We start from the raw sequence: 23,847 nt of genomic DNA, 5'->3' as shown, positions 1-23,847 counted from the left end.
AGCAGCGCCCCGTCTGACCGTCACCCCGGAGGCGCAGAGCACTCCGGCGCTCCGCGCCTCCGACCCAAGGATGGCCTTCACCCCCGCCCTGAAGGGCGGAGCACTGGCCAAGATCAGAGGTAGATCTGCTCGGTCAGGTCGTCGCGGGCGGGTGAGAAGACGCACTGTTCCAGCTCGGTCAGGTCCGTCCGTACTTGGGCGGCGGCCTGGGCGTAGGCGTCGACGATCACATCGGTCACCACGTGCAGGACGCTGACCGGCCCGAGCTGTGCCATGTGCGGCTGCTCCGCGAGCCGGCGCGCTGCTTCCTCGGTGGGATCGTTCGCCCCGTGCCGTACGGTCAGCGCGAAGGACGGACCGAGGAAGATCATAACTTCGCCGGTTTCCACATCCGCGGTCTGCTCGACGAACCACAGTGTCTTCACCGCGAGTGCCAGCACGTCGCCGTAGCGCTCCTGCTTCGGTCGCTGGTGGGCCTGGACCGCGTCCTCGACGGCCAGGGGGTGGAGTTTGAGGTACTCCCCCAGCCGCTGCAGTTCCTCCTGGCGGGGTTCGGCCACACGGATCCAGGCGAACTCATCCGGTTTCAGCACAGCCAGACGGTCCAGGGCGACCTGGCATCCCCCGTCCGCCTCCCCGCAGTCGATGTGCTCGCACTCACCCGTCTGCTCCTGGTAGATCACACACTCCATGCCTCTCCGGATGCTTCAGGCATCGCATTCCATGCTTCCTGGAGTGCAAAGGCCCGCCCACGTGCACTGCCCACGCCCGGTGGTCACGAGACCTTCACACGAGGGGACTGCCGGCCAGGGCCTGGGGAACCCGGCCAGGTGTTGCCGACCGGAGGGATCTGCACCGTGATCGCCGTCGCTGTGTTGCTGTTGCCTTTGCTGGGCCTACTGCTCTACGGAATGGACCGCATCGAGGACCGGCTGCGGGGCAGCCCGCGGGGGGCGCGCCACGCCCGGCGTCGTCATCTGCGTCTGGTCCACAGCACGAGTCGGCCGCGTGATCCGGCTGATCGCCCCTCGCGGCACCTCGACGCGGCCTGATGACGTCGGCAGGACAGCTGATCGCCGGGCTGTCCACCGCGAGGGTGTCCACTGCGCACACCGCGCGTCCTCGGTGGCGTAGGCGGGCCCTTGAGGGTTACCCGGAGGCCATGGCGAGGCTGCATCTTCCAGGGCGGAACAAGCACCCCGGCGGCGACGAGGCCCAGGCACCCGAGGTGCCGACGCCCGAGGAGGTCGGGCCCGGGCCCGACGTGGAGCGTCGGGCCCCGGACGCGCCGACGAAGTTGCCCAAGCGGGCCTGGGGTGCCGTGTTGAAGGGCGCCCTGCGGGAGTTCAAGGACGATGAGCTGACCGACCGCGCGGCGGCCCTGACGTACTACGGGGTGTTGTCGCTGTTCCCGGCGATTCTGGTGCTCGTGTCACTGCTGGGTGTCACCGGCAAGTCGGCGAGCGACAAGGTGCTGGCCAACATTCAGAAGCTTGCTCCCGGCTCGGCCAGGAACATCATCACCCGGGCCGTGGAGCAGCTGCAGAGCAACGCCGGCATCGGCTCCGTCATGGCGATCGTCGGCATTGCGCTGGCGGTGTGGTCGGCCTCCGGCTACGTGGCCGCGTTCATGCGAGCGGCGAACACGGTCTACGACATGCCTGAGGGCCGCCCTGTATGGAAGATCCTGCCGGTGCGGGTCGGCGTCACGGTCGTGCTGATGGTGCTGTCCGTGGTCAGCGCGCTGACCGTGGTGTTCACCGGCGGCCTGGCCCGCCAGGCCGGTACCGCGCTGGGCATCGGGGACACAGGGCTGACGGTGTGGTCGATCGCCAAGTGGCCCGTCCTGGTGGTCCTGGTCACCCTCATGATCGCGATTCTGTGCTGGGCGAGCCCGAACGCCAGGGTGAAGGGCTTTCGGTGGATCACCCCGGGCAGCTTCCTTGCTGTCGTGATCTGGATGATCGCCTCCGGCGCCTTCGCGTTCTACGTCGCGAACTTCGCCTCGTACAACAGAACCTACGGCACCATGGGCGGCGTCATCGTCTTCCTCGTGTGGCTGTGGATCACCAACCTGGCGGTCCTGCTGGGCCTGGAGTTCGACGCGGAGACCGTACGTCAGCGAGCCATCGCGGGCGGCCTGCCGCCCGACACCGAGCTCTACACCCAGCCCCGCGACACGCGGAAGTGGGACGAGGAGGACCGGCGTCGCCTGGACGAGGTGTGACCCGCCAGCCGATGGTCTTGGGTATCAGTTGCGTGCTTGATCCCGTAGGCGGCCGGACGCAGCGCAGGGCTGGGTGCGGCGGCGCGCGGAGGACCGCGCAGGGCCGCGGTGGCGGATCACCAGTAGTGGCGGTGGCCGGCGACTGCGTGCCCCAGAGAGCCCATGATCCACAGAACCATGCCGATGGCGGCCAGAATGATCCCGATCGTCCACAAGATCGATAGCCCGGTGACGAATCCCACGATGAGCAGGATGATGCCAAGGAGGAACATGATCCCCTCCTGCTGCAGTAGTACTGCTTTCACTATGGACCGCACCGCCCGGTAAGGGAAGTGCCGGCATCTGCTACCCCGGCTCGTAGGCCTGACGTGGGCGTATGCGGCAGCCGGCCCGCTCAAAACCCTCCGTGCTGAAAGCGGGCCGCAGCCCCTGCCGTGAACTCGCCCGTTCGGGGTACCCGCGCGCCCGTCGGACGGTCGGGCGCAGGTCGCAGCCCGGCTTGCAGGGACTCAGAGGAACGGGAGGTGACCGCCGTGTCGGGCAGGCAGCAGCACTCTGCCGGATCCGATCACAGCGCGGACCGCTCCGGTCAGGCGCCGGTGAGCGAGTTGGTGCAGCGAGCCTCGCAGCAGCTGACGGAGCTGGTGCGAGGTGAGCTGAAGCTGGCGCAGGCGGAGATGACACAGAAGAGCAAGCACTACGGCAAGGGCGGTGGCCTGTTCGGCGGCGCCGGCGTCGTCGGCTTCCTGGTGCTGCAGGCACTGGTCGCCACCGCGATCGCCGCGCTGGCGGTGCCGTTGCCGGTGTGGGCGGCGGCGCTGATCGTCACTGCGGTGCTGGGTGTGCTCGCCGCGGTGCTGGCCATGAGTGGAAAGCAGCAGGTCGACCGAGCCGCGCCACCCACACCCGAGCAGACCGTCGAGAACGTGAAGGCCGACGTGGCCGAGATCAAGGAGAGTGTGCACCGATGACCCAGCCGTCCCACGACGAACCCACCGCCTCCAGCCCCCAGGAACTGCGCGAGCAGGTCGAACTCACCCGGACCGAGCTGGGGCAGACTGTCGAGGCGCTGGCGGCCAAGACCGACGTCAAGGCGCGCGCCCAGGAGAAGGCCGCCGAGGTCAGGGAACAGGCTGTGGCGAAGGCCGATGAACTGAAGGAGCAAGCCGCCCTCAGGGCCGGGGAACTGAAGGCAAAGGCCGCCGCTCTGGCACACCACGCGCAGGACAGGCTGCCCGAACCGGTCAAGGACAAAGCGGCCCAGGCGGCAGGGCAGGCCCGGGCGAAGGCGGCCCAGGCCGGTCAGGTGTGGGGGGAGAAAGCGCCCGAGCCGGTGCGCCAGAAGGCAGCCGAGGGGGCGCAACTGGCGCGTGGCAACCGCGAACTGTTGCTGGCGGCAGCCGGGGCGACTGTCCTGGTATGGCTGGCCTGGCGGCGCCGGAAGGAGTGAGCCGAGTGAACGCGGCGGAGATCGCTCCCGGCGTGAGCCTGAGGCAACTGCTCGCCGCGACGCTGCAAGGTGCGATCTTCGCCGCGGTCAGGGCGGCCGTCGACCGAGCCGCCACCGCCGCCTGACGGCACTTGACCCGGCTGACGCGGCCCCAGGAGGTGGGATGGTCGGTACGGCGTGGAGACCGGCCTCCCACCTTGCGACCCGACCCGCACGAAGGACCCTCACAGCCATGTCTGATCAGCATGCGGCTGCCGCGCTCACAGCCGCGGCAGTCATCGCCGCGATCCTGATCGCCCGCGCAGCGGTCCTCCACCAGGGCCGCCGAGGACACGTCGCCCGCGCTGCCCGCCCTCCACGCCATCGCGTCCCATCCGGCGCCGACAAGGCCGTACGCTCGGATGCCTCCTCCGCCGCCGTGCGCGAGGCTGAACAGCACGTCCAGCGCTGCTGGCAGCAGCTCCGGACGCGAGCCGACCCACCCGAGTGACCCGCTCGCGGACACGGTCGTTGATCGAGCGCGCTGAGCCGCGTCAGGGCACCTCCGGACACCGGTACTCGCTCATGGCGTCCATGAGCCAGCGCGCCAGATAGTCCGCGAACGAGGAGCGTGTGAACAGCCGGTACGTCGGCGTGTCGTCGATCTGCCAGAGCAGCACCGGGACGGGCCCCACCGTGGTCGACACTTCCCGGCCGGGACCGAAGGCCCGGGGGTGCAGGTCCAGCGGGCAGCCCTTCTCCAGCACCTGCCGGGCGGCCGGGCCGCTCAGTTCGAGTGTGGTGCGATGGGCCGAGACGTCCACGACCGAGCCCTGTGCTTGGCCGAGTGCCTCCCGCAACTCGGCGGCCACAGTGGCCCCATCGGCCCGGGACAGCACGAGCCACTCGTCCGGGCCGAGCCAGAAGAGCGTGTGGGAGGCGGATGCGGTGGTCCGGCCGCACTGGCGAGGGAGCGGTGCCCCCAGGGTCTTCTCGATACGGCCGGTCCCTTCGGAGGCGGGGTCGACGCGCAGGTTCACCATGGTGACGAACGGCCGCTCGGTCAGTGTGACACCGCGAACGCCGGTGACTGCGGCGGTGCGCATGCGCTCCTCAAGATGTGCCAGGGGACTGGTGCGCAGGGCCACGGGGCCGGCGCCTGCATCGATCATCGACTCAGCCATCACGCTTGGTCCCTTCGGGGTCGTAGAGGACGAAGTCGGTCACCTCGACGGGTACGAGGCCTTCGCCCACCGGGGCGAGCAGGGTCTCGCCGATCCTTGCCCGTCCGTCGGCGACGAGGGCGAGGGCGAAGGGGCGTCCGAGGGCCTGGCTGTGGTAGCTGGAGGTGACGTGGCCGAGCATCGGCACCGGTCCGGCTTCGGGGGTGAGAGGTACGTCCGGCGCGACGAGCTGGGTGCCCTCGCGCAGTCGGGTCCTGCGATCGGTCGGGAGCAGGCCGACCAGTTGCTTGCGGTCGGTGCGGGCGGTGTCGACGCGGGAGTAGGACCGTTTGCCGATGAAGTCCTTCTGTTTCGAGACCACCCAGGACATGCCCGCGTCCTGGGGAGTGACGGTACCGTCGGTGTCCTGGCCGACGATGATGTAACCCTTCTCGGCCCGCAGGACGTGCATGGTCTCGGTTCCGTACGGGGTGATGTCGTACGGCTGTCCGGCCTCGTGGACCTGCTGCCAGACGGCCGGGCCGTACCACGCGGAGACGTTGATCTCATAGGCGAGTTCGCCGGAGAAGGAGATCCGGCAGATGCGGGCCGGGACACCGGAGGCCAGGGTGGTCTCGCGGAAGGCCATGAAGGGGAACGCCTCGGCGGACAGGTCGAGTTCGGGCGCGAGTTCGGCGACCACCTGGCGCGACCGGGGGCCGACGACGGCCATCGTCGCCCACTGTTCGGTCACCGAGGTGCAGTGGACGTCGAGCTCGGGCCACTCGGTCTGCAGCCACTCTTCCAGCCAGTCCAGGACCGCGGCGGCGCCGCCGGTCGTGGTGGTCATGAAGTAGCGGTTGTCGTCGAGGCGCAGCGTCACACCGTCGTCGAAGATCATGCCGTCCGGCTTGCACATCACGCCGTAGCGGGCGAGACCGGGCTTGAGCTTCTTGAAGGCGTTCGTGTAGATGCGGTTGAGGAACTCCCCTGCGTCCGAGCCCCAGATCTCGATCTTGCCGAGAGTGGAGGCGTCCATGAACGCCACCCCCTCACGGGCAGCTCGGCACTCGCGGGCCACGGCCGTGTCCATGTCCTCACCGGGCCGGGGGTAGTACCAAGGGCGCTTCCACTGCCCGACGTCCTCGAACACCGCCCCTTGAGCGACGTGCCAGCTGTGGATGGAGGTCGTACGCTCCGGGTCGAACAGTTCGCCGCGCTCGCGCCCGGCCAGAGCGGCGAAGGCGACCGGTGTGTACGGCGCCCGGTAGGCCGTGGTGCCGATCTCCCCGGGGGACGCTCCCCCGCCGAGGGCCTGGGCGATCACACCGATCGCATTGACGCCGGACGTCTTGCCCTGGTCGTTCGCCGTGCCGAGCGAGGTGTAGCGCTTGACGTGCTCGACGCCGCGCATGCCGGCTCCGGTGGAGCGCCAGACGTCGGCGACGGTGACGTCGCGCTGCAGGTCGACGAAGTGGGTGTCCCAGCCGCCGGGTTCGCCGCCGGGGCCGGGTACCAGCCACAGGGCACGCATCGGGCCCGCTCCGGGCCGTGCGGCAGCGGACGACGGCACGGGAACCGGGAACCCGGCGTCCGTCGCGGCTCGCGCACCGGCCCGCGCCCCCTCGGCCAGACAGCCGTCGAGGTCGTACGTCCCGCCCGCCGCCCCCACGATCTGCTGGTCCCGAACGGGGCGGTCGGGCACGAAGGCGACCAGGTCCTCGTCCCAGCGCAGCCGGCCCTGGCGCTGGCTGTGCAGGTGCACCACCGGGCTCCATCCGCCCGAAACGGCGAGCAGGTCGCAGTCGAACGACTCCGGTTCACCGGCGAGTTGACCGTTCTCGTCGAGGGCCTGGACCGTGACGCCGGTGAGCCGGCCTTCGCCCGCGGTGTCGACCACCGTGCTGCCGGTCAGCACCCGCACCCCGGTCGCGGCGGCCGCCTCGGCGGCGCGGTGGGACAGTTCGGGGCGCGCGTCCACTGCGGCGACGACGTCGATCCCGACGGCGTGCAGGTCGGCGACCGTGTCGTAGGCGCTGTCGTTGGTCGTGCTCACCACGGCCCGCGAGCCCGGAGCCACGGCGTACCGGTTGAGGTACGAGCGCACGGCTGCCGCCAGCATCACCCCGGGACGGTCGTTGCCGGCGAAGACCAGGGGACGCTCGTGCGCGCCGGTCGCCAGGACGACCTGGCGGGCCCGTATGTGCCACAGCCGCTGACGCGAGACGCCTTCTGACGGGCCGGGGGCGTCGGCTCCGAGATGGTCGGTACGCCGCTGCAAGGCGAGCACATAGTTGTCGTCGTACGACCCGAACGCCGTGGTGCGGTGCAGGACGACGGCCTCGGGGGCGGCCTCGAGCGCCGCGCGCACGTCGGCCACCCACTCCAGGGCGGTCTGCGACCCGACCGTCTCGGTGCGCCCGGAGAGCAGCGAGCCGCCGGGCTCGGGCTGGTCGTCGACGAGGGTCACTCGGGCGCCGGACCCGGCTGCTGCGGCGGCGGCCGCGAGCCCGGCCGGTCCGGCGCCGACGATCAGAACGTCTGTGTGGACGTACTTCTTGTCGTAGACGGCGGGATCGGGGGCCGGGTCGAGCCGTCCCATGCCGGACAGGGTCGTCGCGGTCAGGCCGTCGTACAGCTCCACGGTCGTGGCCGGCAGCATGCCCTCCGAGCACGGGCCGTCGAGCTGCAACAGCGCGTTGGGTTCCTCGACACCCGCGGCGACGATGCCGCGCGGGCGGCCGCGGTAGAACGAGGAGGCCGCCCCGACGAGCCCGTTCGCCAGCATCGCCGAGGCGACGGTGTCTCCGGGGTGCCCGGTCAGTTCCCGTCCGTCGACGGTGAACCGCAGCACGGTGCCGCGGTCGACACGGCCCCCCTGCCGCAGCCGGAAGTGCTGGTTGGTCATCGGTTCCCTCCGGCCTGGGGCAGTTCGGGGCGGGGTTCGTCGAGCCGGTAGACGGCGAGCACCTCGTTGGTGACGGTGTCGCGCAGGACGTTGAACCAGCGCCGGCAGCCGGTGCTGTGCGCCCAGCGCTCGGCGAAGGGACCCTTGGGGTTGTCGCGGTAGAAGACGTACTCGGCCCACTGCTCGTCGGTGAGGTCCCCCGGGTTCTCGGGGTAGGGCACGTGGGCCTGGCCGCCGTAGTGGTACTCGGTCTCGTCCCGTGGACCGCACCAGGGGCAGGTGATCAGCAGCACGGCGTCCTTCTCTCCAGAGGCTCTCAGTGGGCCACGGCTGCTGCGCCGTGTTCGTCGATCAGTGCGCCCGTCGCGAAGCGGTCGAGGGCGAAGGGGGCGTTCAGCGGATGCGGCTCGCCCGTGGCTATGGTGTGCGCGAAGGTCCAGCCGGCGGCCGGCGTGGCCTTGAACCCACCGGTGCCCCAACCGCAGTTGACGTAGAGGTTCTCGACCGGAGTGGCGCCGATGATCGGGGACGCGTCCGGGGTGACGTCGACGATGCCACCCCAGGTCCGCAGCACATGCGCCCGGGCGAAGACGGGGAACAGCTCGACGGCGGCGGCCATCTGCTGCTCGATCACATGGAAGGAGCCGCGCTGCCCGTAGCCGTTGTAGGCGTCGATGCCCGCGCCCATCACCAGCTCGCCCTTGTGTGCCTGGGAGACGTACACGTGTACGTGGTTCGACATCACCACCGTGGGGTGCACCGGCTCGTGCAGCTCGGAGACCAGCGCCTGGAGCGGATGGGACTGCACCGGGAGCCGGAAGCCCGCCAGGTGTGCCAGCACGCTGCTGTGCCCGGCGGCCGCGAGGCCGACCCGGCCGGCGAGGATGCGGCCCCGGTTGGTGTCCACGCCGACGACCCGGTCGCCGTCCTTGAGGAAGCCGGTGACCTCGCAGCCCTGGATCAGGTCCACGCCCAGCTCGTCGGCCCGGCGAGCGAGCGCCCAGGCGACGTGGTCGTGCTTGGCGATGCCGGCCCGCGGCTGGAAGGTGCCGCCGAGGACCGGGTAGCGCGTGCGGGGCGAGACGTTGAGGATCGGGCAGACCTTGGCGACCTCGTCCGGCTCCAGCCACTGGGCGTCGACTCCGTTGAGGCGGTTGGCGTTGACGCGGCGCACTCCCTCACGGACGTCCTGGAGGGTGTGCGCGAGGTTGAGGACGCCGCGCTGGCTGAACAGGAAATCGTAGTCCAGCTCTTCCGGGAGCCCTTCCCACAGCTTGAGCGCGTGCTCGTAGATCGCCGCGCTCTCGTCCCACAGGTAGTTGGAGCGGATGATCGTGGTGTTGCGTGCCATGTTGCCGCCGGCCAGCCAGCCCTTCTCCAGAACGGCGACGTTGGTGATGCCGTGGTTCCTGGCGAGGTAGTAGGCGGTGGCGAGGCCGTGGCCTCCCGCGCCGACGATGACGACGTCGTACGACGAGCGCGGCTCGGGGTTGCGCCAGAGGAAGTCCGGGTGCTCCGGCAGCGGCTCGGTCGTCATGCCGCGCCTCCGCTCAGGTGAGGATAGAGGGGGAACGCGGCGGCGAGCTTCTCCACCCGGCCGCGCAGCAGGTCGGCATGCTCGTCACCGAACTGCTCGTCCTGCAGGGCCTGGGCGACGGTGTCGGCGACCTCCCGGAACTCCGCCTCGCCGAAGCCCCGGGTGGCCAGGGCCGGGGTTCCGATCCGTAGCCCTGAGGAGACCATGGGCGGGCGGGGGTCGAACGGCACCGCGTTGCGGTTGACGGTGATGCCGATGCGGTGCAGCCGGTCCTCGGCCTGCTTCCCGTCGAGCGCGGAGTCGCGCAGGTCGACGAGGACGAGATGGACCTCGGTGCCGCCGGTCAGCACCGTGATCCCGGCCTCGGCCACGTCGTCGGCCAGCAGTCGGCCGGCGAGGATACGGGCGCCGTCCAGGGTGCGCTGCTGGCGCTCCTTGAACTCCTCGCTCGCCGCCACCTTGAAGGCCACCGCCTTCGCCGCGATGACATGCTCCAGCGGGCCGCCCTGCTGGCCCGGGAACACCGCGGAGTTGATCTTCTTGGCCAGGTCGGCACGGCTGAGGATCACCCCGCCGCGCGGGCCGCCGAGGGTCTTGTGCGTGGTGGTCGTGACGACGTCGGCGTACGGCACCGGACTGGGGTGCAGGCCCGCGGCCACCAGCCCGGCAAAGTGGGCCATGTCCACCATCAGGTAGGCGCCCACCTCGTCGGCGATCCGCCGGAACGCGGCGAAGTCCAGTCGGCGGGGGTACGCCGACCAGCCCGCGACGATCATCTTGGGGCGGTGGGCGAGGGCGAGCTGTTCGACCTCGTCCATGTCGATGCGCATGTCGGACTCGCGCACGTGGTATGGCACGACGTTGTAGAGCTTGCCGGAGTAGTTGATGCGCATGCCGTGGGTGAGGTGACCGCCGTGCGCCAGGTCGAGGCCGAGGATCGTGTCGCCGGGATTCAGCAGCGCGAACATCGCGGCCGCGTTGGCCTGGGCGCCGGAGTGCGACTGCACGTTCGCGGCCTCGGCGCCGAACAGTTCCTTCACCCGGGTGATGGCCAGCTGTTCGATGACATCGACGTGTTCGCAGCCGCCGTAGTAGCGGCGTCCCGGGTAGCCCTCGGCGTACTTGTTGGTCAGTACCGAGCCCTGGGCCTCCATCACCGCGGCGGGAGCGAAGTTCTCCGAGGCGATCATCTCGAGCGTGGACTGCTGGCGGTGCAGTTCGGCGTCCACGGCGGCGGCGACGTCCGGGTCGAGTTCGGCGAGCGGGAGGGAGAGGGCGGAGGCGAGCGTGGTCAGCGGCTGGTTCGTTGCCATCTGTGCACCATCCTGGGAGCCAGCTAATGCGCAACTGATATATCAGACTGTGCGGTACGGTATGGGAGCTCGCCGGACAGGTCAAGGGGGCTTTCATGGAGCAGGCGGCGACGGACCTCACGGGTGAGGAGCTGTCCCTCGCGGAGCGCGCCTACCGCGCCATTCGCGACCGGCTCGTCATGCTCGAGATCCGCCCCGGCGCGCCGATCAACGAGGAACAGCTGGCGCAGGCCCTCGGCGTGGGACGCACACCGGTGCGCGAGGCCCTCAAGCGACTCCAGTACGAGCGTCTGATCACGACCTACCCCCGACGCGGAACCTTCGCCACCGACGTCAACATCACCGACCTGGCCCATATCTCCGAGGTGCGCCAGGAGCTGGAGCCCCTCGCCGCCGCCCAGGCCGCCCGGCGCGCCACGGCCACCGACCGGACGGCCCTGAGAGCGCTACGGCGGCAGCTGGCGGCCGCGGATCCCCGGCGCCAGGACGCCGTCGACCTCATGCACCTGGACCTTCAGGTCCACCGCGCCATCTACGCCGCCACGCACAACCCGTATCTGGAAGACACCCTGATCCGCCACGACAACCTGGCCACCCGCATCTGGTGTCTGTTCGTCGACCGTCTCTCCGACATGGCCGGTCATGTCGGGGAGCACGGACCGCTGATCGAGGCGATCGTCGCCGGTCACCCCGAGAAGGCGGCACGGCTCGCTCGTAGCCACGTCGAGGGCTTCGAACGGGCCGTTCGCGAGGCCATCTGAAGCCGCGGTCGACCGCAGACTCCCGGGCGCTGAGGAGGAGTCAGTGCGCGGCGCCCGCAGAGCATCCCGGTGCAGCCGGGGCCTGCCCGCCAGTGTGGCCCACAAGTGCGGAGCGACGTCGTCCTCGGGCAGCTGGGCGATCATGTAGCGCACGCAGCCAAGACCTCGCCGGGCTCGTGGGCTGGGCTGCAATGACTTCCAGTTCGATATGGGCCGAATGCATCCAGCGGGCCCACCGATGTCGGCGAACCCGCTGGATGACATGTACCACGCCGCTAAGTAATCAACCGGCACAGCCGCCCCACGGATCAGTCGATTCACCCGGGGCCGGCCGATCCCGGTTCAGCTGAACTGGCCCACCTGGTAGCTACCGGCCGGCTGCTTGATGATGATGTTGATGCGGTTGTAGCTGTTGATGATCGCGATCAGGGAGGCCAGCGCAACGAGCTGGTCCTCGTCGAAGTACTTGGTGGCGTTGGCCCAGGCCTCGTCGGAGACCCCCTCGCCCGCGTCCGCGACCCGGGTACCCTGCTCGGCCAGCTCCAGCGCGGCGCGCTCGGCCTCGGTGAAGACCGTCGCCTCCCGCCAGGCGGCGATCAGGTTGAGCCGCAGCGAGGTCTCCCCGACGTGGGCCGCCTCCTTGGTGTGCATGTCGGTGCAGAAGCCGCAGCCGTTGATCTGGCTGGCACGAATCTCCACCAGATGCTGAATGGTGGCCGGCAACGTCGAGTCCACCAACGCCTTGCTGGCCGAGTAGAGGTGCTTCACGACCTTGGCGCCGAGGGGGTTGCCGTAGAAGTTGACACGCGCATCCATGGGATCTCCTAACCGAGTTGTTGTGACACACCATTGACCGGGCAGCCCGGCAACGTGTGACACCGAAAGCTGTGTGATGTGGGTTACCGTCGCGATGTCATCGCGCGCACCGCGATCCGCGACCTGATGACGCCGCATATCGAGGTCCGCGGGCGGCAGTCAGCAGTGCATGAGCAGCATGACGGCTGTGCCCAGGGACATCGATCCGTGCCAGAAGTGGTTGTAGGGCCCGCACATACTGGTGGTGGCGTTCACGGTGCCCGAAGCTCCGCGCAGCGTGGGCATGTCATGGGTCAGCGAACGAAGAGCACACGCGAGGAGGTACAGCGCCAGCACACCGGTGACCAGCTCGCCGCCCTCCGCCGCCGTGGAGTGACCGACATGCGCGGTGTGGTGGGCCGACGAAATGCCCTCCGCCAACGTCTCGTGCGACGGACCCGCCGTCAGGTACGTCATCCAGGCCATCGCGGCCATGCCGGCCGCGTGTGGCGACCTCCGTGCGATGTCGACCAGTCTGGAATCCTGAGCGCGCCGGAACGCGGTCAGCGGGAACCACAGCGCGGCAGCGGCGAAGAAGACCGTCTGCGGCAGCTCCGGCAGCATGTGTCCCGAGGTCCACGGCATCACCGCCATGACCAGAGCCATGGCGATGTCGAGGACATGGTCCACTCGGCTGCGCCACCCGGAACTTCGCGCCAGAACGCCATCGCGCAGCGCGTGCACAGCCCCGGCCGTGAACAGGGCCGTCAGCATCCAGTGCACGACGTCAGCGGCACTCATGCCTCTTCGCCCCCTCCCCCGGAGCGGACGAGGCCCGTCGCGCTCCAGCTCGTGCGCGCCGGGGGCAGGTCAATCGGTGGGCCGCGGGGCGCGCAGGTGGGCCCGCTTCTCCAGTTCCTCCTCGTCGACCAGCGTGAGCATCGGCTGGCCCGGCGCGCACATCATGGTCACGACGAACCGGGTGCGCGCATCAGCCAGCGCGTTGCCGTCCTGGTAGTGGATCACATTGCCGCCCGGCTCCCAGAAGGTCCCGCCGGCCTCGATCACGCGCTCGGGCTCGCCCTCCAGCTCGAAGCGGACCGCGCCCTCGACGACGTATCCGAACGCCGGGCCCGAGTGGCGGTGGGGCGGAGTTCCAGGGTCCCCGGGCTCCCACTCGACCTCAATGGTCATCGCCGAGGCACCCTCGGGCACGGAGATCGGTGCGGCGTCCTGCAGCATCTTCGCCGCCGTCTTCCACCCCTCCGACCGCGGCTGCTCGACGGCCCCTTGAACCGAGTCCTTGTTCGGCATCGTGTTACACCTCCATGAGTCAAACTCCTTGTCAGTGATGACCAAGTGCGCGGCGCATCTGTGACATCAGGGGCGGCATCGGTAGGCGTATAGGTGAGGTCGACGTTGTCGGCTGCGGTCCGGCCGCCGACGCGGGAGTTCCTTCTTCGTGGTCAGGTGCGCGGAGTGGTTGTCGAGCACGATCGCGATTCGCGTCACTATGCGTTGGGGTCACGGAGTCCGACTGCGTCATGCCGCCAGAACGGCTCCGCGTAGACCAGTGTCCCCGTCATCCACGGCTCGTGCTCCGGGAGTCTGATGGCCTGGAACGCACCGTCCGGGATACGCAGGGACGGCTTCCGGAAGCCCAGGCCACCACCGGGCGCGAAGCCGAAACGCGAGTAGTAGCCCGGGTCGCCCTCCAGGAAGACGAGGGGAACGGCTCGCTCGGCGAGGATCCCCAGTCCGTGTCGGACCAGGGCCGAACCGATACCGCGCTTGTGGAGCTCGGGCAGCACGGCCAACGGGCTGAGGACTCGCACGTCAACCAGCCGCCGAGGGGCGTCGAGCAGGCTGCGGGTGAACATGACATGGCCGACGACCTGTCTGTCGTGCTCGGCCACCAGCGAGAGACCGTCCTCGGGTGTGACGGTGTCCCGCAGGGTGTCGACCAGGTCGGCCACGACAAGGCCATGGTCACCGAACGCCCGCAGGTGAACATCCCGCACGGCCTGTCTGTCGCTCGGAAGTTCTTCGCGAAGATCCATGTGCGGAGGGTAGGGACTTCTACGGGTGGCTCGCACACGGTTTCTGCATGTCCCGGCGGGGGGCTGTTCGGACGCCGCTCCGGGCCGTCACAAGTGAGAGGACTCTCCGGTCTACCAGGCGACCGGAGTCCGCGACGCCAAGACGCAGAGGTGCGCTCACATGCCGATTCAGCCGCCTGACCTGTCCACCGAGAAGGACTTCGACGGAGAGTCCGTCACTCCCCTGTACACCACGACGGTGACGGTGACCGGCGGTGCAGGGGCACACGGGCGGGCCTCGGGGAGGGCTCGCTCGGACGACGGAGTCCTCGACCTCGACCTCCGTACCCCTGCCGAGCTGGGAGGCGACGGTCGGGGTACGAATCCCGAGCAGTTGTTCGCCGCCGGGTTCGCGGCCTGCTTCCACGGAGCGCTGAGCCTCGTGGCGCGGCAGGCCGCACTCGATCCCACCGCGATCTCCGTCGAGACAACCGTGGCGTTCGGACGGGACCCGGAAGACGGCGGCTACTTGCTGCACGTCGACCTGGTGGTCAGGTGGCCGAACATCGCCCGAGAGATCGCCACCCCGCTCCTCACACAGGCCGATTCGCTCTGCCCCTACGTGAAAATGGCCTGGCAGGGAACGCCGACCACCATCACGCTCGCTTCCTAGCCTCACGGCGGTGTCCGTGCCGGCGTGTCACAGATCACGCGACCGTTCGGTCGTAGTGAATGACCATCCCGGCGATCGGAGTGAACCGTGGCCATCACAGAACAGCGTCTTGCCACCATGGTGCTGGTGATCGGCACCGGAGGCGCCGGGCTGCGAGCGGCGATCGAACTGGCCGAGTCCGGTGTCGACGTCCTGGCCGTCGGCAAACGTCCCAAGGACGACGCCCATACGGCACTCGCGGCCGGAGGCATCAACGCGGCCCTGGCCACCATGGATCCCGAGGACACTGGCAGCAGCACGCAGCCGACACGCTCAAGGAGAGCTACCTGCTGGCCGACCCTCGTACCGTCGAAATCGTCACTCAGGGCGCCGCCCAAGGAACCGACGACCTGGAGCGCTACGGCATGGCCTTCGCCAGGGAAGAGGACGGCCGCATCTCCCAGCGCTTCTTCGGCGCGCACAAGTTCCGGCGGACAGCTTTCGCCGGCGACTACACCGGTCTGGAGATCCAGCGCACACTCGTCCGCCGCGCGGAACAGCTCGACATCCCCGTACTCGACAGCGTCTACATCACCCGGCTCCTGGTGCACGACGGCGCCGTCCTCGGTGCCTACGGCTTCGGCCTCACCGACGGAACGCGCTACCTGATCCACGCCGACGCCGTGATCCTCGCCGCGGGCGGCCACACCCGCATCTGGCGGAGGACCTCCTCTCGGCGCGACGAGAACACGGGCGACTCCTTCCGCCTGGCGGTGGAGGCCGGAGCCCGCCTCCGCGACGCCGAGCTGATCCAGTTCCATCCTTCCGGGATCCTCGAGCCGGAGAACGCCGCCGGCACACTGGTGAGCGAGGCGGCCCGGGGCGAGGGCGGGATCCTGCGCAACTCGCTCGGGGAACGGTTCATGGCCCGCTACGACCCCGCCCGCATGGAGCTGTCCACTCGCGACCGCGGGCCTTGGCCTCCTACACGGAGATCAAGGAAGGGCGGGGCACCCCCAAGGGCGGTGTCTGGCTCGACGTCTCCCATCTGCCACGGCAGACGATCATGACGCGGCTGCCCCGTGTGTACCAGACCCTGCTCGATCTGACAGATGCTGGACATCACCCGGGAGCCGATCGAGATCGCGCCCACCGCGCACTACTCGATGTGATGGGCGGGGTGTGGGTGCGTCCCGAGGACCACAGCACCGACGTCCGTGGCCTCTACGCCATCGGCGAGGCGTCGAGTGGGCTGCACGGTGCCAATCGCCTCGGTGGGAACAGTCTCATCGAGCTGCTGGTCTTCGGCCGTATCACCGGCCAGGCGGCCGCCGCCCACTCGCAGTCCCTGACCGCACAGCCGCGGTCTGCGTCGGCGATCGCGCAGGCCCGGGCGGAGGTCAACGATCTCCTCACGGCCGACGGCCGGGAGAACGTGCGTGCCCTCCAGCGCGCCCTTCGCAACACCATGACCGAGCACGCGGGAGTCGTACGCGACGAGGAAGGCCTGCGCGCCGGGCTGGTCGAGCTGGAGGAGATCGAGAAGCGGATGGAGGACGTAGGCGTGCACCCGGACATCGCCGGCTATCAGAACCTCGCGCACGCCTTCGATCTCAAGTCCGCCGCGCTGGCGGCCCGGGCCACCCTCGAATCCGCGCTGGAGCGCCGTGAGACCCGTGGCTGCCACAACCGCAGTGACTATCCCGAACAGGATCCCGCTCTGCAGGTCAATCTCGTGTGGTCCCCGGCGACGGGCGTCACCCGCGAGAGCATTCCGGCCATCCCTGACGAGATCTCCTCCCTTATGGAAGACGTCTCGACCGACGGGAAACTGGCCGAATAGGCCTACACGGGCCGCAGCGGAAAACCACCCCCATGTCACGAATCGCGTGTCACACGCAGAGCCGCTGTCCGGTCTTTCCTAGTGCAGGCACGAGGAACATCCCGAGAGGAATTCCGTAATGAAGGTCGTAGTGATCGGTGGGACCGGACTCATCGGCTCGAAGGTCGTCGGCGGGCTCGGCGCGAACGGGCACGAGGCGGTCGCGGCAGCGCCCAGCACCGGGGTGAACACGTTGACGGGCGAGGGGCTGGCCGAGGTCCTGGAGGACGCGACGGTCGTGGTCGACGTGTCCAACTCCCCCTCGTTCGAGGACCAGGCCGTCATGGACTTCTTCCGCGCCTCCACCACCAACCTCCTGAAGGCGGAGGCCGAGGCCGGGGTGGCACACCACGTGGCGCTGTCCGTGGTCGGCACCGGACGCCTCCAGGAGAGCGGCTACTTCCGCGCCAAGCAGGTGCAGGAAGATCTGATCAAGGCGTCCGGCATCCCCTACTCCATCGTCCACGCCACCCAGTTCTTCGAGTTCATGAAGGGGATCGCCGACGCGGCCACCGAGGGCGACACCGTACGGCTGGCGCCCGTGAAGATCCAGCCCATCGTCTCCGACGACGTGGCCGCGGCCGTCCGCCGCGCCACGGTCGGCAGCCCGGTGAACGGCGTGGTGGAGGTCGCGGGTCCCGAGGCGTTCCCGCTCGATGAGCTCATCCGCGAGGGACTCGCCGCCAAGAACGACCCCCGCACCGTCGTCACTGACCCGCAGGCTCGGTACTGGGGTGCCGAACTGCAGGAGACCACACTCCTGCCGGGTCCGGGTGCGCACATCGCCGAGACCAGGTTCGCCGACTGGCTCGCACAGCAGAAGTAAGACCTTCGGGTGGTCCTCACCGATTGGAGAGGGCCACCCGTGCCCCTTTTCCGGCCGACGAGGCGTTCCAGTTGATTCAGCGCTGATTCCGCCTGCGCGGCCGTCACAGGCCGGGGTTCGCCTCTGTCTGGGATCCACGCACGAGGTACCGCTCGCCGTGTTCAATCGCAAGGGAACCACGATGTTCCGTCCGCCCTCTTCCTACAGGGGGCCGACCGGTATCTACCTCATCGACCCGGCCCAGAGCACGATCGGCTTGTCCGTCCGAAACACCATGACGGCCGAGGTACGCGGCGCATTCACCGCCTTCGAGGGACTCCTGAAACTCGACGAATCCCGACCCACCCGGTCGCAGGCCTACTTCAGTGTCCAGACCGGCAGTCTGGAGACGGGCGTTCCGGAGCGGGACGCACAGGTCACCGGCCCGGATTTCCTCGATTCAGCGACGTTTCCGCTCATGAGCTTCCGCTCGACCGAGGTCCTCAGCGCGGATGGGCGGTTCCGCATGGCGGGCCACCTGCGGATCAAGGACGTCGAAGTGCCTGTTCACCTCGACCTCGAGTTCGGCGGAACGAGCCTGGACACCTACGGACAGCAACGTGTCCGCTGCGCAGGAACGGCCGTTGGCACCAAGGTGAAGCTCTTCCTCGACGTCTGCGCCGTACGGCACGGGGAGAGTCGATGACCCGAGCCCGCTCGCAAGCCGCTCGACGCCGGGCTCGCCGTGCGACCGCCTCGGTGACCGTCCTCGACCAGTGAGGCTACGAAGTCGTCCGGCGCGATGTCAGTCGCCGCGACCATGGGGTCACCACTTCGACCAACATCGGCGGCATCGCCCGCGACCTCACCGTCTGGATGGCCATCCGACATTTCCCGGACGGCCGCCCAGGCAGATCTACGATGCGACCCGATGCGGTCGTTCACGACGGCGAGGTCGGTCCCGGAGCGGAGGTCGTCCCGCCCTGTCGTAGCGCACGGCGTTCGCCTTCCGTGAGTCCCCCCCAGATCCCATCCGCCTGTCCCGTCCGCACGGCCCAGTCGAGGCACTGCTCCACGACAGGACAACGGCCGCACACGGCCTTGGCCTTGTCGATCTGCAGAAGCGTCAGTCCACCGTTTGATATGGGGAAGAACAGATCGGGATCTACGCGCAGGCACTCTGCGCGCTCGCGCCAATGCATGGCATGGTCACCTCGTTCGGCAGTCACGGGAAAGAAGTGGGTCTGCATATAAGACGGGGCAACCACCGCATCTGTGACATGCAGCCGGATTACGCGTCGAGAACGCTGATGACACGCCGCTGTACGACGGCACGTGCCGCCGGGGGATGTCACAAGCTCCGCGAGTTCCTGGTCTAACGGGTTGAGCCGACATCGACGGCGTTGGTGCGTGCAGGACCGCGCGAGAGGGAGGATGCCGTATGGACCAGGCCGATGCGCTGCCGATCGCGGAGTTGTGTGAGGAGCGTCGGTTTCTGCTGGATGTCACCTGCTGGATGCTGGGCAGCCTGGCCGCGGCGGAGAGCGCCGTCGATGAGACATACCGCCGGTGGTACGAGCTGTCCGATGCGGCGCGCCGGCAGATCGCCGTTCCCCGGGCATGGCTGGCGAGGACCGCGGGCGGGATCTGTCTGGGCCGGCTCGCGCTGCCCGGCCGGAGGGCGGCCTGGCACGAGGAGGAGTGCCGGACGCGGCCGACAGACGTGGAGGAGGAGGCCGGCCGGATCGTACTGAATGCGCTGGAGTCGCTGTCGCCCGCCGAGCGAGCGGCGTTCGTGCTGGGCGCCTTCGGGATGGCCCCCGGCACGGTCGCCGGCACCGTGGGCCGCACGGAGCCGGAAGTCGCCGAGCTCATAGAGCGGGCCAGGCGGTGGCTGCGAGTGCAGCGTTCGCAGCCCACGACGCCGCAACAGCACGATGCCGTTGCCGGCGCGGTCTTCCGGGCATGCGTCACCCAGGACGGTGAACTGCTGGCGTCGCTGTTGTGGCCGGACGTCACGGCGTTCTTCGACGGTGGCGGCAAGGTGCGAGCGCTGACCGGGCCCGTCCACGGCAGTCGGCCGGTCGCCGACAGCCTGCTGACCCTCCTGGCCCGCCTCCCACGCACCGGCCTGACCACCCGCTCCGTCAACGGCCGTACCGGCCTGGTCGCCCGCTACGGCCACCAGGTCGCCGCCGTCGTCAGCCTCGACGTCGCCGACGAGCACGTCGGCCAGGTCTGGGTCACCCTCAACCCCGACAAGCTGCGGTCCTGGAACCATCCCCGTCTCCACACAGACGGCGGCCCGGGCTCGAACCGAAGCCGGAGCCTGTAACAGCAGCGGAAGTCGTCACGCCGCCGCAGTCACGCACCGTCCGGAGCAGGTCCGGAGGCGGTCGCGAAGCGGGAACGTGAGTCGAGGAACGCGGCGATCTTGTTCGGGCTCATCACCCACATCAGCTTGTAGATGCCATCCTTCGAGGCGGCAAACGTCATGAAAGCGATGGGGCGGCCGTTCTGGCTGATCACCGCTCCCGTGCCGCCGTTGGCGGCGACCAGCCTGCCCTCCGCTCCCCGCCAGAACAGTCCGAAGGCCGAGAGCCTGGCCACGCGGGAACGACCCAGCACAGGTACCCGAGCGCAGCCGCGCACGCCGTTACCATCGGCCACACTCACGCAATCAGGGGCGAGAAGGGCCTCCAGCGCCGCCACATCCCCTGTTTGCGCTGCTGCGACGAAGACATCGAGGAGACGTCGGTGCTCGGCTGCGTCCACGTTCTCCCGCTGCTCGTCCAGCAGATGCCGACGAGCACGGCTCACGATCTTCCGCACATTGACGAGGCTGAGTTCGAGGATCCCGGCGATCTCGGCGTAGGAATAGTCGAACGCCTCGCGCAGGACGTATGCGGCGCGCTCGGTGGGGGTCAGCTTCTCCAGCACCAGCAGCAGAGCCAGCTCCAGGGCCTCCGCACGCTGCGCGCCCACCTCCGGGTCGGAGCTCGTGTCGATGGGCTCCGGCAGCCACGGTCCGACATAGGTCTCCCGCCGCACGCGCGCCGACTGTGCCACGTTGATCGCCAAGCGGGTCGTGGTGCTCGACAGGAAGGCCGCCGGGTTGGCCACCACCGAGCGGTCGGTCTTCTGCCAGCGCAGCCACACCTCCTGGACCACGTCTTCGGCTTCGACCACGCTGCCGAGGACGCGGTAGGCGATCCCGAAAAGACGCCTCCGGTGCTGCACAAAAACAGAAACAGCCTCGTCAAGATCGTCGCGTGGTGTGGGGGATGGTTCGAGATGCATGATCTTTTGGCCTCCGTTGCTTCGCTGCATCTACTTCATTGACCGGGGCCGCCTCCTACCCGTGACAGAACAGGCAGAACAGCGTCGCCGAAACCTGGAAGCCCGAAGATCGACACACGCTCATGCATCCGTATCAGCGAACCGGCCGAGGTCTGTGCCGCGCCCTGCATTCGTAGGTGACCTACTGCGTTCTGGGCCGAGAAAGCTCATGCGGCCGTTTCCTCACCCGCCCGGCGGACACCGAGGCCCTGTGCCTCGCCGCCCGTGACGAAGGCGTCCCGCGGGTGCTGCACAGAGGCGGGAGACCAGATCCCGGCCGAACACGGCGGCGGTGAGCCAGGCGACCAGAACGCGGATCTTGCGCTCCCAGGTGGGCACGGCCAGTACGTGGTAGCCCCGGTGCACCAGCCAGGCGGGAAGACCCTTGATGACGATCTTCTTGTATTGGAAGATACCCCGTCCCAGCCCCAGCGTCGCCACCACCACTCCCAGACTGCTGTGGCGGTAGTCTCCGACCCGCTTCCCGCGCAGGTCCGCCCCGATGTTCTTGGCGAGGCGCCTGCCCTGCCGCACGGCGTGCTGGGCATTCGGCACCGTACGCGCGCCCGGCACCGGCGAGGCCAGGTCGGGAATGGACGCGTCGTCGCCGGCAGCCCACACGTCCGACAGGGGTTCACTGTCGGCGCCCACGCGAAGATCCGAGCGCGCCATGATCAGGCCACGCTCGTCGACCGGCAGATCCGTGTGGTTGTGCACGACCGGGTTCGAGGCGTTGCCGGCGGTCCAGACGATCAGCGCGGAGGCGAACTCCTCTCCGTCGGAGAGGACGACATGCCCGTCCTCGGCGGACACCAACTGTGTGTTCAGGTGGACGTGAGCGCCACGGCGCTCCAGCGAGCGCACCGCCCAGGCGCCCGGCTCCTCGCCCACCTCGGGCAGGATGCGGCCCCGGGCCTCGACCAGATGGAAGGACAGGTCCTCGAAGCTCAGCTCCGGATACGACTTGAGCATCGCGGTCGCCAGCGAAAGCAGCTCACCGAAGCCCTCGACGCCGGAGAATCCGCCGCCCACGAACGTGACCGTGAGCAGCTTGCGCCGCTCACCACCGGGTGGCAGCGACGCCGCCCGGTCGAACGCGGTCATCAGCCGGTCACGGATTGCCACCGCCTCCTCCACATGCTTCAGGCCGATCGCCTGCCGTGCGAGGCCCGGGATCGGGAAGGTGCGTGTCACGGCTCCGGCGGTGACCACGAGGACGTCGTAGTGGAGCACGTACTCGGCTCCGTTCGCGGGGCGGACGGTCACTGTGCGCTGCGCGTTCCGGGTCTCGGTCACGAAGCCCGCGATCAGCCGGGTACGGCGCAGATGCCGCCGCAGCGACACAACAGCGTGACGTGCCTCGATCGAGCCGGCGGTCACCTCGGGCAGGAAGGGCTGATAGGTCATGTAGGGGCGCGGATCGACGACCGTGATCCGTGCTTCGCCTTGACGCAGCTTCTTCTCAAGGCCCCATGCGGTGTAGAAGCCCGCGTAGCCGCCGCCGACGATCAGAATCTCGCGCATGATTCCCTCTGGTGGTTGTCCAACATCAACTAGACCGCGCAGGACGGGCAGATGTGACAGACCGGCTCACCGCGCCACCAGAAGAGGCCAGGCAGCCTGAGCGCAGTTGGATGCGGCGGCGCCAAGTGTGCGAACGCCTGGGCCCCGGCCATGGGCCGACCGGGGCGCAGGCGCACCGCGTCGCTCGTTCAAAGAAGTTTCGAACCTTCGCCGTGAGGCAGTGAGAAAGCACACTCGGCTGCCGGTGAGCCCCCGGGCGACAATCGCGAGCGTCGGCACCGCCGCCCCATGGATTACCAGGCGATCGACCCCGGTGATCTCATTTGCGCCCCACCCCACCATCAGTCAGTGCCCAATGGTGGACAGGGGCGAGTCCGTCGCGTTCGTGAGGCGAGGGTTCGGGCCGAACGGTCGGTCCCGCGCGGAGTGGTCTGCCGCGCCGAAGGCGGAGCCGGCCTCCGGCTCTCCGGCCACGCGCCCAACGCCCGCACCGGACCGGGATCCCGGCTCCGCCTCCCCCTCTCCTGCCCGCGACTCAGTCGGCGGACGGCCGCGGGGCACGCAGGTGCGCCCGCTGCTCCAGCTCCTCGTCGTCGACCAGCGTCAGCATCGGCTGGCCCGGCGCACAGAGCATGGTCACCACGAACCTGGTCGGCGCATCCGACAGAGCATTGCCGTTCTGATAGTGGATCATGTCACCGCCCGGCTCGAACAGCGGCTCACCCGCCTTGATCACACGCTCCGGCTCCCCCTCGAGTTCGAACCGCACCGCGCCCTCGATCACATAGCCGAAACACGGCCCCGAGTGCCGATGCGGAGGGGTCCCGGGATGGCCGGGAGGCCACTCGACCACTACGGTCATCCCCGAGGCACCCTCCGGAATGAACGGCGGCGTCACATCCGCCAACATCCTGGGCCCGACCCCGTCCTGGCTCCCGTGGTCGTGGGCTCCGCCCGCTGAATCCATCTCCAACACCGTGGCACACCTCCGTAACCATGCCCGGACACACGATCATGTCCGGACGCACAGAACCTGCTTCACAGTGAAGACAGGGCATGCCCCACATCTGTGACACACATGGGCCCGCTGACTCTCACGGGCGTGCCGGGGCCGCCCCGTCTCTTGCCGGACGGCCCCCAGGGGCCGTGCATAGGGAACGCGTCACACCGTGGTGCAGGCCCCAGAAGTCGACCGGGGCGCCGGGTCGCGTCATCCCCTGACGGAAGTTCCACAACGAGGTGGCGGTCGCCAGGCCGACTAGCTAGGGCGATCCCGGTGAGGATGTACGGCCGGACCGGGGTGCCGACTCCGCGGTTGCGGGAACGACGAACGAGACGGCCGCCGTCGCGGCGTAGGCGAGGGCGAGTCCGAGGGGCCATTGAAGTGCTCTCCCGGCTGAAGCCGGGAGATTCCTGCTTACCTTGCGGTAGCGGGCTTGACGCGCTTCGCGCGCCTGACGACTGCCCTCCCGG

Annotated in this window: 25 protein-coding genes and 2 pseudogenes; 12 read left to right on the top strand and 15 right to left on the bottom strand. The window is 69.1% G+C overall.

Going from position 1 to position 23,847, the window contains the following annotated elements; genetic code table 11:
* Nucleotides 1-113: 113 nt before the first annotated feature.
* A complete protein-coding gene (locus tag ACFYX0_RS40795; protein WP_388979112.1) occupies nucleotides 114-692 on the bottom strand; it encodes a CorA family divalent cation transporter in 579 nt (192 codons plus the stop codon).
* Between the two features lie 165 nt (nucleotides 693-857).
* Between ACFYX0_RS40795 and ACFYX0_RS40790 the strand changes: the two genes are divergently transcribed.
* Nucleotides 858-1,052, top strand: coding sequence for a hypothetical protein (locus tag ACFYX0_RS40790; RefSeq protein WP_388979109.1), 195 nt, complete (start codon nucleotides 858-860; stop codon nucleotides 1,050-1,052).
* A gap of 110 nt (nucleotides 1,053-1,162) precedes the next feature.
* A complete protein-coding gene (locus ACFYX0_RS40785) occupies nucleotides 1,163-2,227 on the top strand; it encodes a YihY/virulence factor BrkB family protein (protein ID WP_388979106.1) in 1,065 nt (354 codons plus the stop codon).
* A gap of 116 nt (nucleotides 2,228-2,343) precedes the next feature.
* Here the strand turns inward: ACFYX0_RS40785 and ACFYX0_RS40780 are convergent, their stop codons facing one another.
* Entirely contained in the window at nucleotides 2,344-2,499 is a 156-nt protein-coding gene (locus ACFYX0_RS40780) for a DUF6131 family protein (protein WP_388979103.1), read from the bottom strand.
* 327 nt (nucleotides 2,500-2,826) lie between these two features.
* Between ACFYX0_RS40780 and ACFYX0_RS40775 the strand changes: the two genes are divergently transcribed.
* The 3 genes from ACFYX0_RS40775 to ACFYX0_RS40765 all read left to right on the top strand — a co-directional run bounded on the left by ACFYX0_RS40775 (nucleotide 2,827) and on the right by ACFYX0_RS40765 (nucleotide 4,167).
* Complete coding sequence (locus tag ACFYX0_RS40775; RefSeq protein ID WP_388979121.1) at nucleotides 2,827-3,198, top strand: phage holin family protein; 372 nt, start codon at nucleotides 2,827-2,829, stop codon at nucleotides 3,196-3,198.
* Nucleotides 3,195-3,677, top strand: a complete 483-nt coding sequence (locus ACFYX0_RS40770) for a DUF3618 domain-containing protein (RefSeq protein WP_388979100.1) — start codon at nucleotides 3,195-3,197, stop codon at nucleotides 3,675-3,677. The genes ACFYX0_RS40775 and ACFYX0_RS40770 overlap by 4 nt, the downstream gene beginning before the upstream one ends.
* A 232-nt stretch (nucleotides 3,678-3,909) precedes the next feature.
* Entirely contained in the window at nucleotides 3,910-4,167 is a 258-nt protein-coding gene (locus tag ACFYX0_RS40765; protein ID WP_388979097.1) for a hypothetical protein, read from the top strand.
* A gap of 43 nt (nucleotides 4,168-4,210) precedes the next feature.
* Here ACFYX0_RS40765 and ACFYX0_RS40760 read toward each other — a convergent pair whose 3' ends face one another.
* The 5 genes from ACFYX0_RS40760 to glyA all read right to left on the bottom strand — a co-directional run bounded on the left by ACFYX0_RS40760 (nucleotide 4,211) and on the right by glyA (nucleotide 10,577).
* The gene (locus tag ACFYX0_RS40760; protein WP_388979095.1) at nucleotides 4,211-4,762 is read right to left on the bottom strand and encodes a sarcosine oxidase subunit gamma; all 552 of its coding nucleotides are present in this window, start codon (nucleotides 4,760-4,762) and stop codon (nucleotides 4,211-4,213) included.
* A 70-nt stretch (nucleotides 4,763-4,832) separates the two neighbouring features.
* Nucleotides 4,833-7,727, bottom strand: a complete 2,895-nt coding sequence (locus ACFYX0_RS40755) for a sarcosine oxidase subunit alpha family protein (protein WP_388979093.1) — start codon at nucleotides 7,725-7,727, stop codon at nucleotides 4,833-4,835.
* Complete coding sequence (locus ACFYX0_RS40750; RefSeq protein WP_388979091.1) at nucleotides 7,724-8,020, bottom strand: sarcosine oxidase subunit delta; 297 nt, start codon at nucleotides 8,018-8,020, stop codon at nucleotides 7,724-7,726. The genes ACFYX0_RS40755 and ACFYX0_RS40750 overlap by 4 nt, the downstream gene beginning before the upstream one ends.
* A 23-nt stretch (nucleotides 8,021-8,043) precedes the next feature.
* Nucleotides 8,044-9,264, bottom strand: a complete 1,221-nt coding sequence (locus ACFYX0_RS40745; protein ID WP_388979089.1) for a sarcosine oxidase subunit beta family protein — start codon at nucleotides 9,262-9,264, stop codon at nucleotides 8,044-8,046.
* Complete coding sequence (gene glyA, locus ACFYX0_RS40740; RefSeq protein ID WP_388979086.1) at nucleotides 9,261-10,577, bottom strand: serine hydroxymethyltransferase; 1,317 nt, start codon at nucleotides 10,575-10,577, stop codon at nucleotides 9,261-9,263. The genes ACFYX0_RS40745 and glyA overlap by 4 nt, the downstream gene beginning before the upstream one ends.
* Before the next feature lie 95 nt (nucleotides 10,578-10,672).
* On the opposite strand from glyA, the gene ACFYX0_RS40735 reads away from it, so the two are divergent.
* Entirely contained in the window at nucleotides 10,673-11,338 is a 666-nt protein-coding gene (locus ACFYX0_RS40735; RefSeq protein WP_388979083.1) for a GntR family transcriptional regulator, read from the top strand.
* A gap of 342 nt (nucleotides 11,339-11,680) precedes the next feature.
* Here the strand turns inward: ACFYX0_RS40735 and ACFYX0_RS40730 are convergent, their stop codons facing one another.
* From ACFYX0_RS40730 to ACFYX0_RS40715, 4 genes are all read right to left on the bottom strand, one after another.
* A complete protein-coding gene (locus ACFYX0_RS40730; RefSeq protein ID WP_388979080.1) occupies nucleotides 11,681-12,154 on the bottom strand; it encodes a carboxymuconolactone decarboxylase family protein in 474 nt (157 codons plus the stop codon).
* A 159-nt stretch (nucleotides 12,155-12,313) separates the two neighbouring features.
* Nucleotides 12,314-12,934 carry a DUF5134 domain-containing protein gene (locus tag ACFYX0_RS40725; protein ID WP_388979077.1) on the bottom strand — a complete coding sequence of 207 codons (621 nt, stop codon included), beginning with the start codon at nucleotides 12,932-12,934 and terminating at the stop codon, nucleotides 12,314-12,316.
* Nucleotides 12,935-13,003: 69 nt separating this feature from the next.
* Nucleotides 13,004-13,447 carry a cupin domain-containing protein gene (locus ACFYX0_RS40720; protein WP_388979075.1) on the bottom strand — a complete coding sequence of 148 codons (444 nt, stop codon included), beginning with the start codon at nucleotides 13,445-13,447 and terminating at the stop codon, nucleotides 13,004-13,006.
* Nucleotides 13,448-13,644: 197 nt separating this feature from the next.
* Nucleotides 13,645-14,193 (bottom strand): GNAT family N-acetyltransferase, encoded by a 549-nt coding sequence (locus ACFYX0_RS40715; RefSeq protein ID WP_388979072.1) that lies wholly within the window; start codon nucleotides 14,191-14,193, stop codon nucleotides 13,645-13,647.
* Nucleotides 14,194-14,353: 160 nt separating this feature from the next.
* Between ACFYX0_RS40715 and ACFYX0_RS40710 the strand changes: the two genes are divergently transcribed.
* The 5 genes and pseudogenes from ACFYX0_RS40710 (at nucleotide 14,354) to ACFYX0_RS40690 (ending at nucleotide 18,217) form a co-directional block, all read left to right on the top strand.
* On the top strand, nucleotides 14,354-14,845 hold the full coding sequence (locus ACFYX0_RS40710) for an Ohr family peroxiredoxin (RefSeq protein WP_388979069.1): 492 nt from the start codon (nucleotides 14,354-14,356) through the stop codon (nucleotides 14,843-14,845).
* Between the two features lie 117 nt (nucleotides 14,846-14,962).
* Nucleotides 14,963-15,894, top strand: a pseudogene (locus tag ACFYX0_RS40705) (FAD-dependent oxidoreductase).
* Nucleotides 15,801-16,667, top strand: coding sequence for an FAD-binding protein (locus tag ACFYX0_RS40700; protein ID WP_388979067.1), 867 nt, complete (start codon nucleotides 15,801-15,803; stop codon nucleotides 16,665-16,667). The pseudogene ACFYX0_RS40705 and the gene ACFYX0_RS40700 overlap by 94 nt, the downstream one beginning before the upstream one ends.
* A 118-nt stretch (nucleotides 16,668-16,785) precedes the next feature.
* Nucleotides 16,786-17,532, top strand: a complete 747-nt coding sequence (locus ACFYX0_RS40695; RefSeq protein WP_388979065.1) for an SDR family oxidoreductase — start codon at nucleotides 16,786-16,788, stop codon at nucleotides 17,530-17,532.
* A 181-nt stretch (nucleotides 17,533-17,713) separates the two neighbouring features.
* Nucleotides 17,714-18,217 carry a YceI family protein gene (locus tag ACFYX0_RS40690; RefSeq protein WP_388979062.1) on the top strand — a complete coding sequence of 168 codons (504 nt, stop codon included), beginning with the start codon at nucleotides 17,714-17,716 and terminating at the stop codon, nucleotides 18,215-18,217.
* 235 nt (nucleotides 18,218-18,452) lie between these two features.
* On the opposite strand, the gene ACFYX0_RS40685 is transcribed toward ACFYX0_RS40690, so the two are convergent.
* Nucleotides 18,453-18,713 carry a WhiB family transcriptional regulator gene (locus ACFYX0_RS40685; protein WP_388979118.1) on the bottom strand — a complete coding sequence of 87 codons (261 nt, stop codon included), beginning with the start codon at nucleotides 18,711-18,713 and terminating at the stop codon, nucleotides 18,453-18,455.
* Nucleotides 18,714-18,952: 239 nt separating this feature from the next.
* Between ACFYX0_RS40685 and ACFYX0_RS40680 the strand changes: the two genes are divergently transcribed.
* Nucleotides 18,953-19,846 (top strand): RNA polymerase subunit sigma, encoded by an 894-nt coding sequence (locus tag ACFYX0_RS40680; RefSeq protein WP_388979059.1) that lies wholly within the window; start codon nucleotides 18,953-18,955, stop codon nucleotides 19,844-19,846.
* A 29-nt stretch (nucleotides 19,847-19,875) separates the two neighbouring features.
* On the opposite strand, the gene ACFYX0_RS40675 is transcribed toward ACFYX0_RS40680, so the two are convergent.
* The 3 genes and pseudogenes from ACFYX0_RS40675 to ACFYX0_RS40665 form a co-directional block, all read right to left on the bottom strand.
* A complete protein-coding gene (locus tag ACFYX0_RS40675; protein ID WP_388979115.1) occupies nucleotides 19,876-20,811 on the bottom strand; it encodes a sigma-70 family RNA polymerase sigma factor in 936 nt (311 codons plus the stop codon).
* A 206-nt stretch (nucleotides 20,812-21,017) separates the two neighbouring features.
* Nucleotides 21,018-22,374: pseudogene (locus ACFYX0_RS40670) on the bottom strand (NAD(P)/FAD-dependent oxidoreductase).
* A gap of 535 nt (nucleotides 22,375-22,909) precedes the next feature.
* Complete coding sequence (locus ACFYX0_RS40665; protein ID WP_388979056.1) at nucleotides 22,910-23,341, bottom strand: cupin domain-containing protein; 432 nt, start codon at nucleotides 23,339-23,341, stop codon at nucleotides 22,910-22,912.
* Nucleotides 23,342-23,847: the final 506 nt, after the last annotated feature.

It is taken from the genome of Streptomyces sp. NPDC002573 (assembly GCF_042889625.1).
GTDB classification, from domain to species: Bacteria; Actinomycetota; Actinomycetes; order Streptomycetales; family Streptomycetaceae; genus Streptomyces; species Streptomyces gibsoniae.
This window is presented reverse-complemented; position numbering and strand designations above follow the sequence as displayed.

Excerpts from the sequence above, each read along its gene's own strand:
- ACFYX0_RS40795 (WP_388979112.1), bottom strand. The coding sequence starts at position 692 with ATGGAGTGTGTGATCTACCAGGAGCAGACGGGTGAGTGCGAGCACATC.
- ACFYX0_RS40785 (WP_388979106.1), top strand. The coding sequence starts at position 1,163 with ATGGCGAGGCTGCATCTTCCAGGGCGGAACAAGCACCCCGGCGGCGAC.
- ACFYX0_RS40780 (WP_388979103.1), bottom strand. The coding sequence starts at position 2,499 with ATGTTCCTCCTTGGCATCATCCTGCTCATCGTGGGATTCGTCACCGGG.
- ACFYX0_RS40770 (WP_388979100.1), top strand. The coding sequence starts at position 3,195 with ATGACCCAGCCGTCCCACGACGAACCCACCGCCTCCAGCCCCCAGGAA.
- ACFYX0_RS40765 (WP_388979097.1), top strand. The coding sequence starts at position 3,910 with ATGTCTGATCAGCATGCGGCTGCCGCGCTCACAGCCGCGGCAGTCATC.
- ACFYX0_RS40760 (WP_388979095.1), bottom strand. The coding sequence starts at position 4,762 with ATGCGCACCGCCGCAGTCACCGGCGTTCGCGGTGTCACACTGACCGAG.
- ACFYX0_RS40755 (WP_388979093.1), bottom strand. The coding sequence starts at position 7,727 with ATGACCAACCAGCACTTCCGGCTGCGGCAGGGGGGCCGTGTCGACCGC.
- ACFYX0_RS40745 (WP_388979089.1), bottom strand. The coding sequence starts at position 9,264 with ATGACGACCGAGCCGCTGCCGGAGCACCCGGACTTCCTCTGGCGCAAC.
- glyA (WP_388979086.1), bottom strand. The coding sequence starts at position 10,577 with ATGGCAACGAACCAGCCGCTGACCACGCTCGCCTCCGCCCTCTCCCTC.
- ACFYX0_RS40735 (WP_388979083.1), top strand. The coding sequence starts at position 10,673 with ATGGAGCAGGCGGCGACGGACCTCACGGGTGAGGAGCTGTCCCTCGCG.
- ACFYX0_RS40730 (WP_388979080.1), bottom strand. The coding sequence starts at position 12,154 with ATGGATGCGCGTGTCAACTTCTACGGCAACCCCCTCGGCGCCAAGGTC.
- ACFYX0_RS40725 (WP_388979077.1), bottom strand. The coding sequence starts at position 12,934 with ATGAGTGCCGCTGACGTCGTGCACTGGATGCTGACGGCCCTGTTCACG.
- ACFYX0_RS40720 (WP_388979075.1), bottom strand. The coding sequence starts at position 13,447 with ATGCCGAACAAGGACTCGGTTCAAGGGGCCGTCGAGCAGCCGCGGTCG.
- ACFYX0_RS40715 (WP_388979072.1), bottom strand. The coding sequence starts at position 14,193 with ATGGATCTTCGCGAAGAACTTCCGAGCGACAGACAGGCCGTGCGGGAT.
- ACFYX0_RS40710 (WP_388979069.1), top strand. The coding sequence starts at position 14,354 with ATGCCGATTCAGCCGCCTGACCTGTCCACCGAGAAGGACTTCGACGGA.
- ACFYX0_RS40695 (WP_388979065.1), top strand. The coding sequence starts at position 16,786 with ATGAAGGTCGTAGTGATCGGTGGGACCGGACTCATCGGCTCGAAGGTC.
- ACFYX0_RS40690 (WP_388979062.1), top strand. The coding sequence starts at position 17,714 with ATGTTCCGTCCGCCCTCTTCCTACAGGGGGCCGACCGGTATCTACCTC.
- ACFYX0_RS40685 (WP_388979118.1), bottom strand. The coding sequence starts at position 18,713 with ATGCATTGGCGCGAGCGCGCAGAGTGCCTGCGCGTAGATCCCGATCTG.
- ACFYX0_RS40680 (WP_388979059.1), top strand. The coding sequence starts at position 18,953 with ATGGACCAGGCCGATGCGCTGCCGATCGCGGAGTTGTGTGAGGAGCGT.
- ACFYX0_RS40675 (WP_388979115.1), bottom strand. The coding sequence starts at position 20,811 with ATGCATCTCGAACCATCCCCCACACCACGCGACGATCTTGACGAGGCT.
- ACFYX0_RS40665 (WP_388979056.1), bottom strand. The coding sequence starts at position 23,341 with ATGGATTCAGCGGGCGGAGCCCACGACCACGGGAGCCAGGACGGGGTC.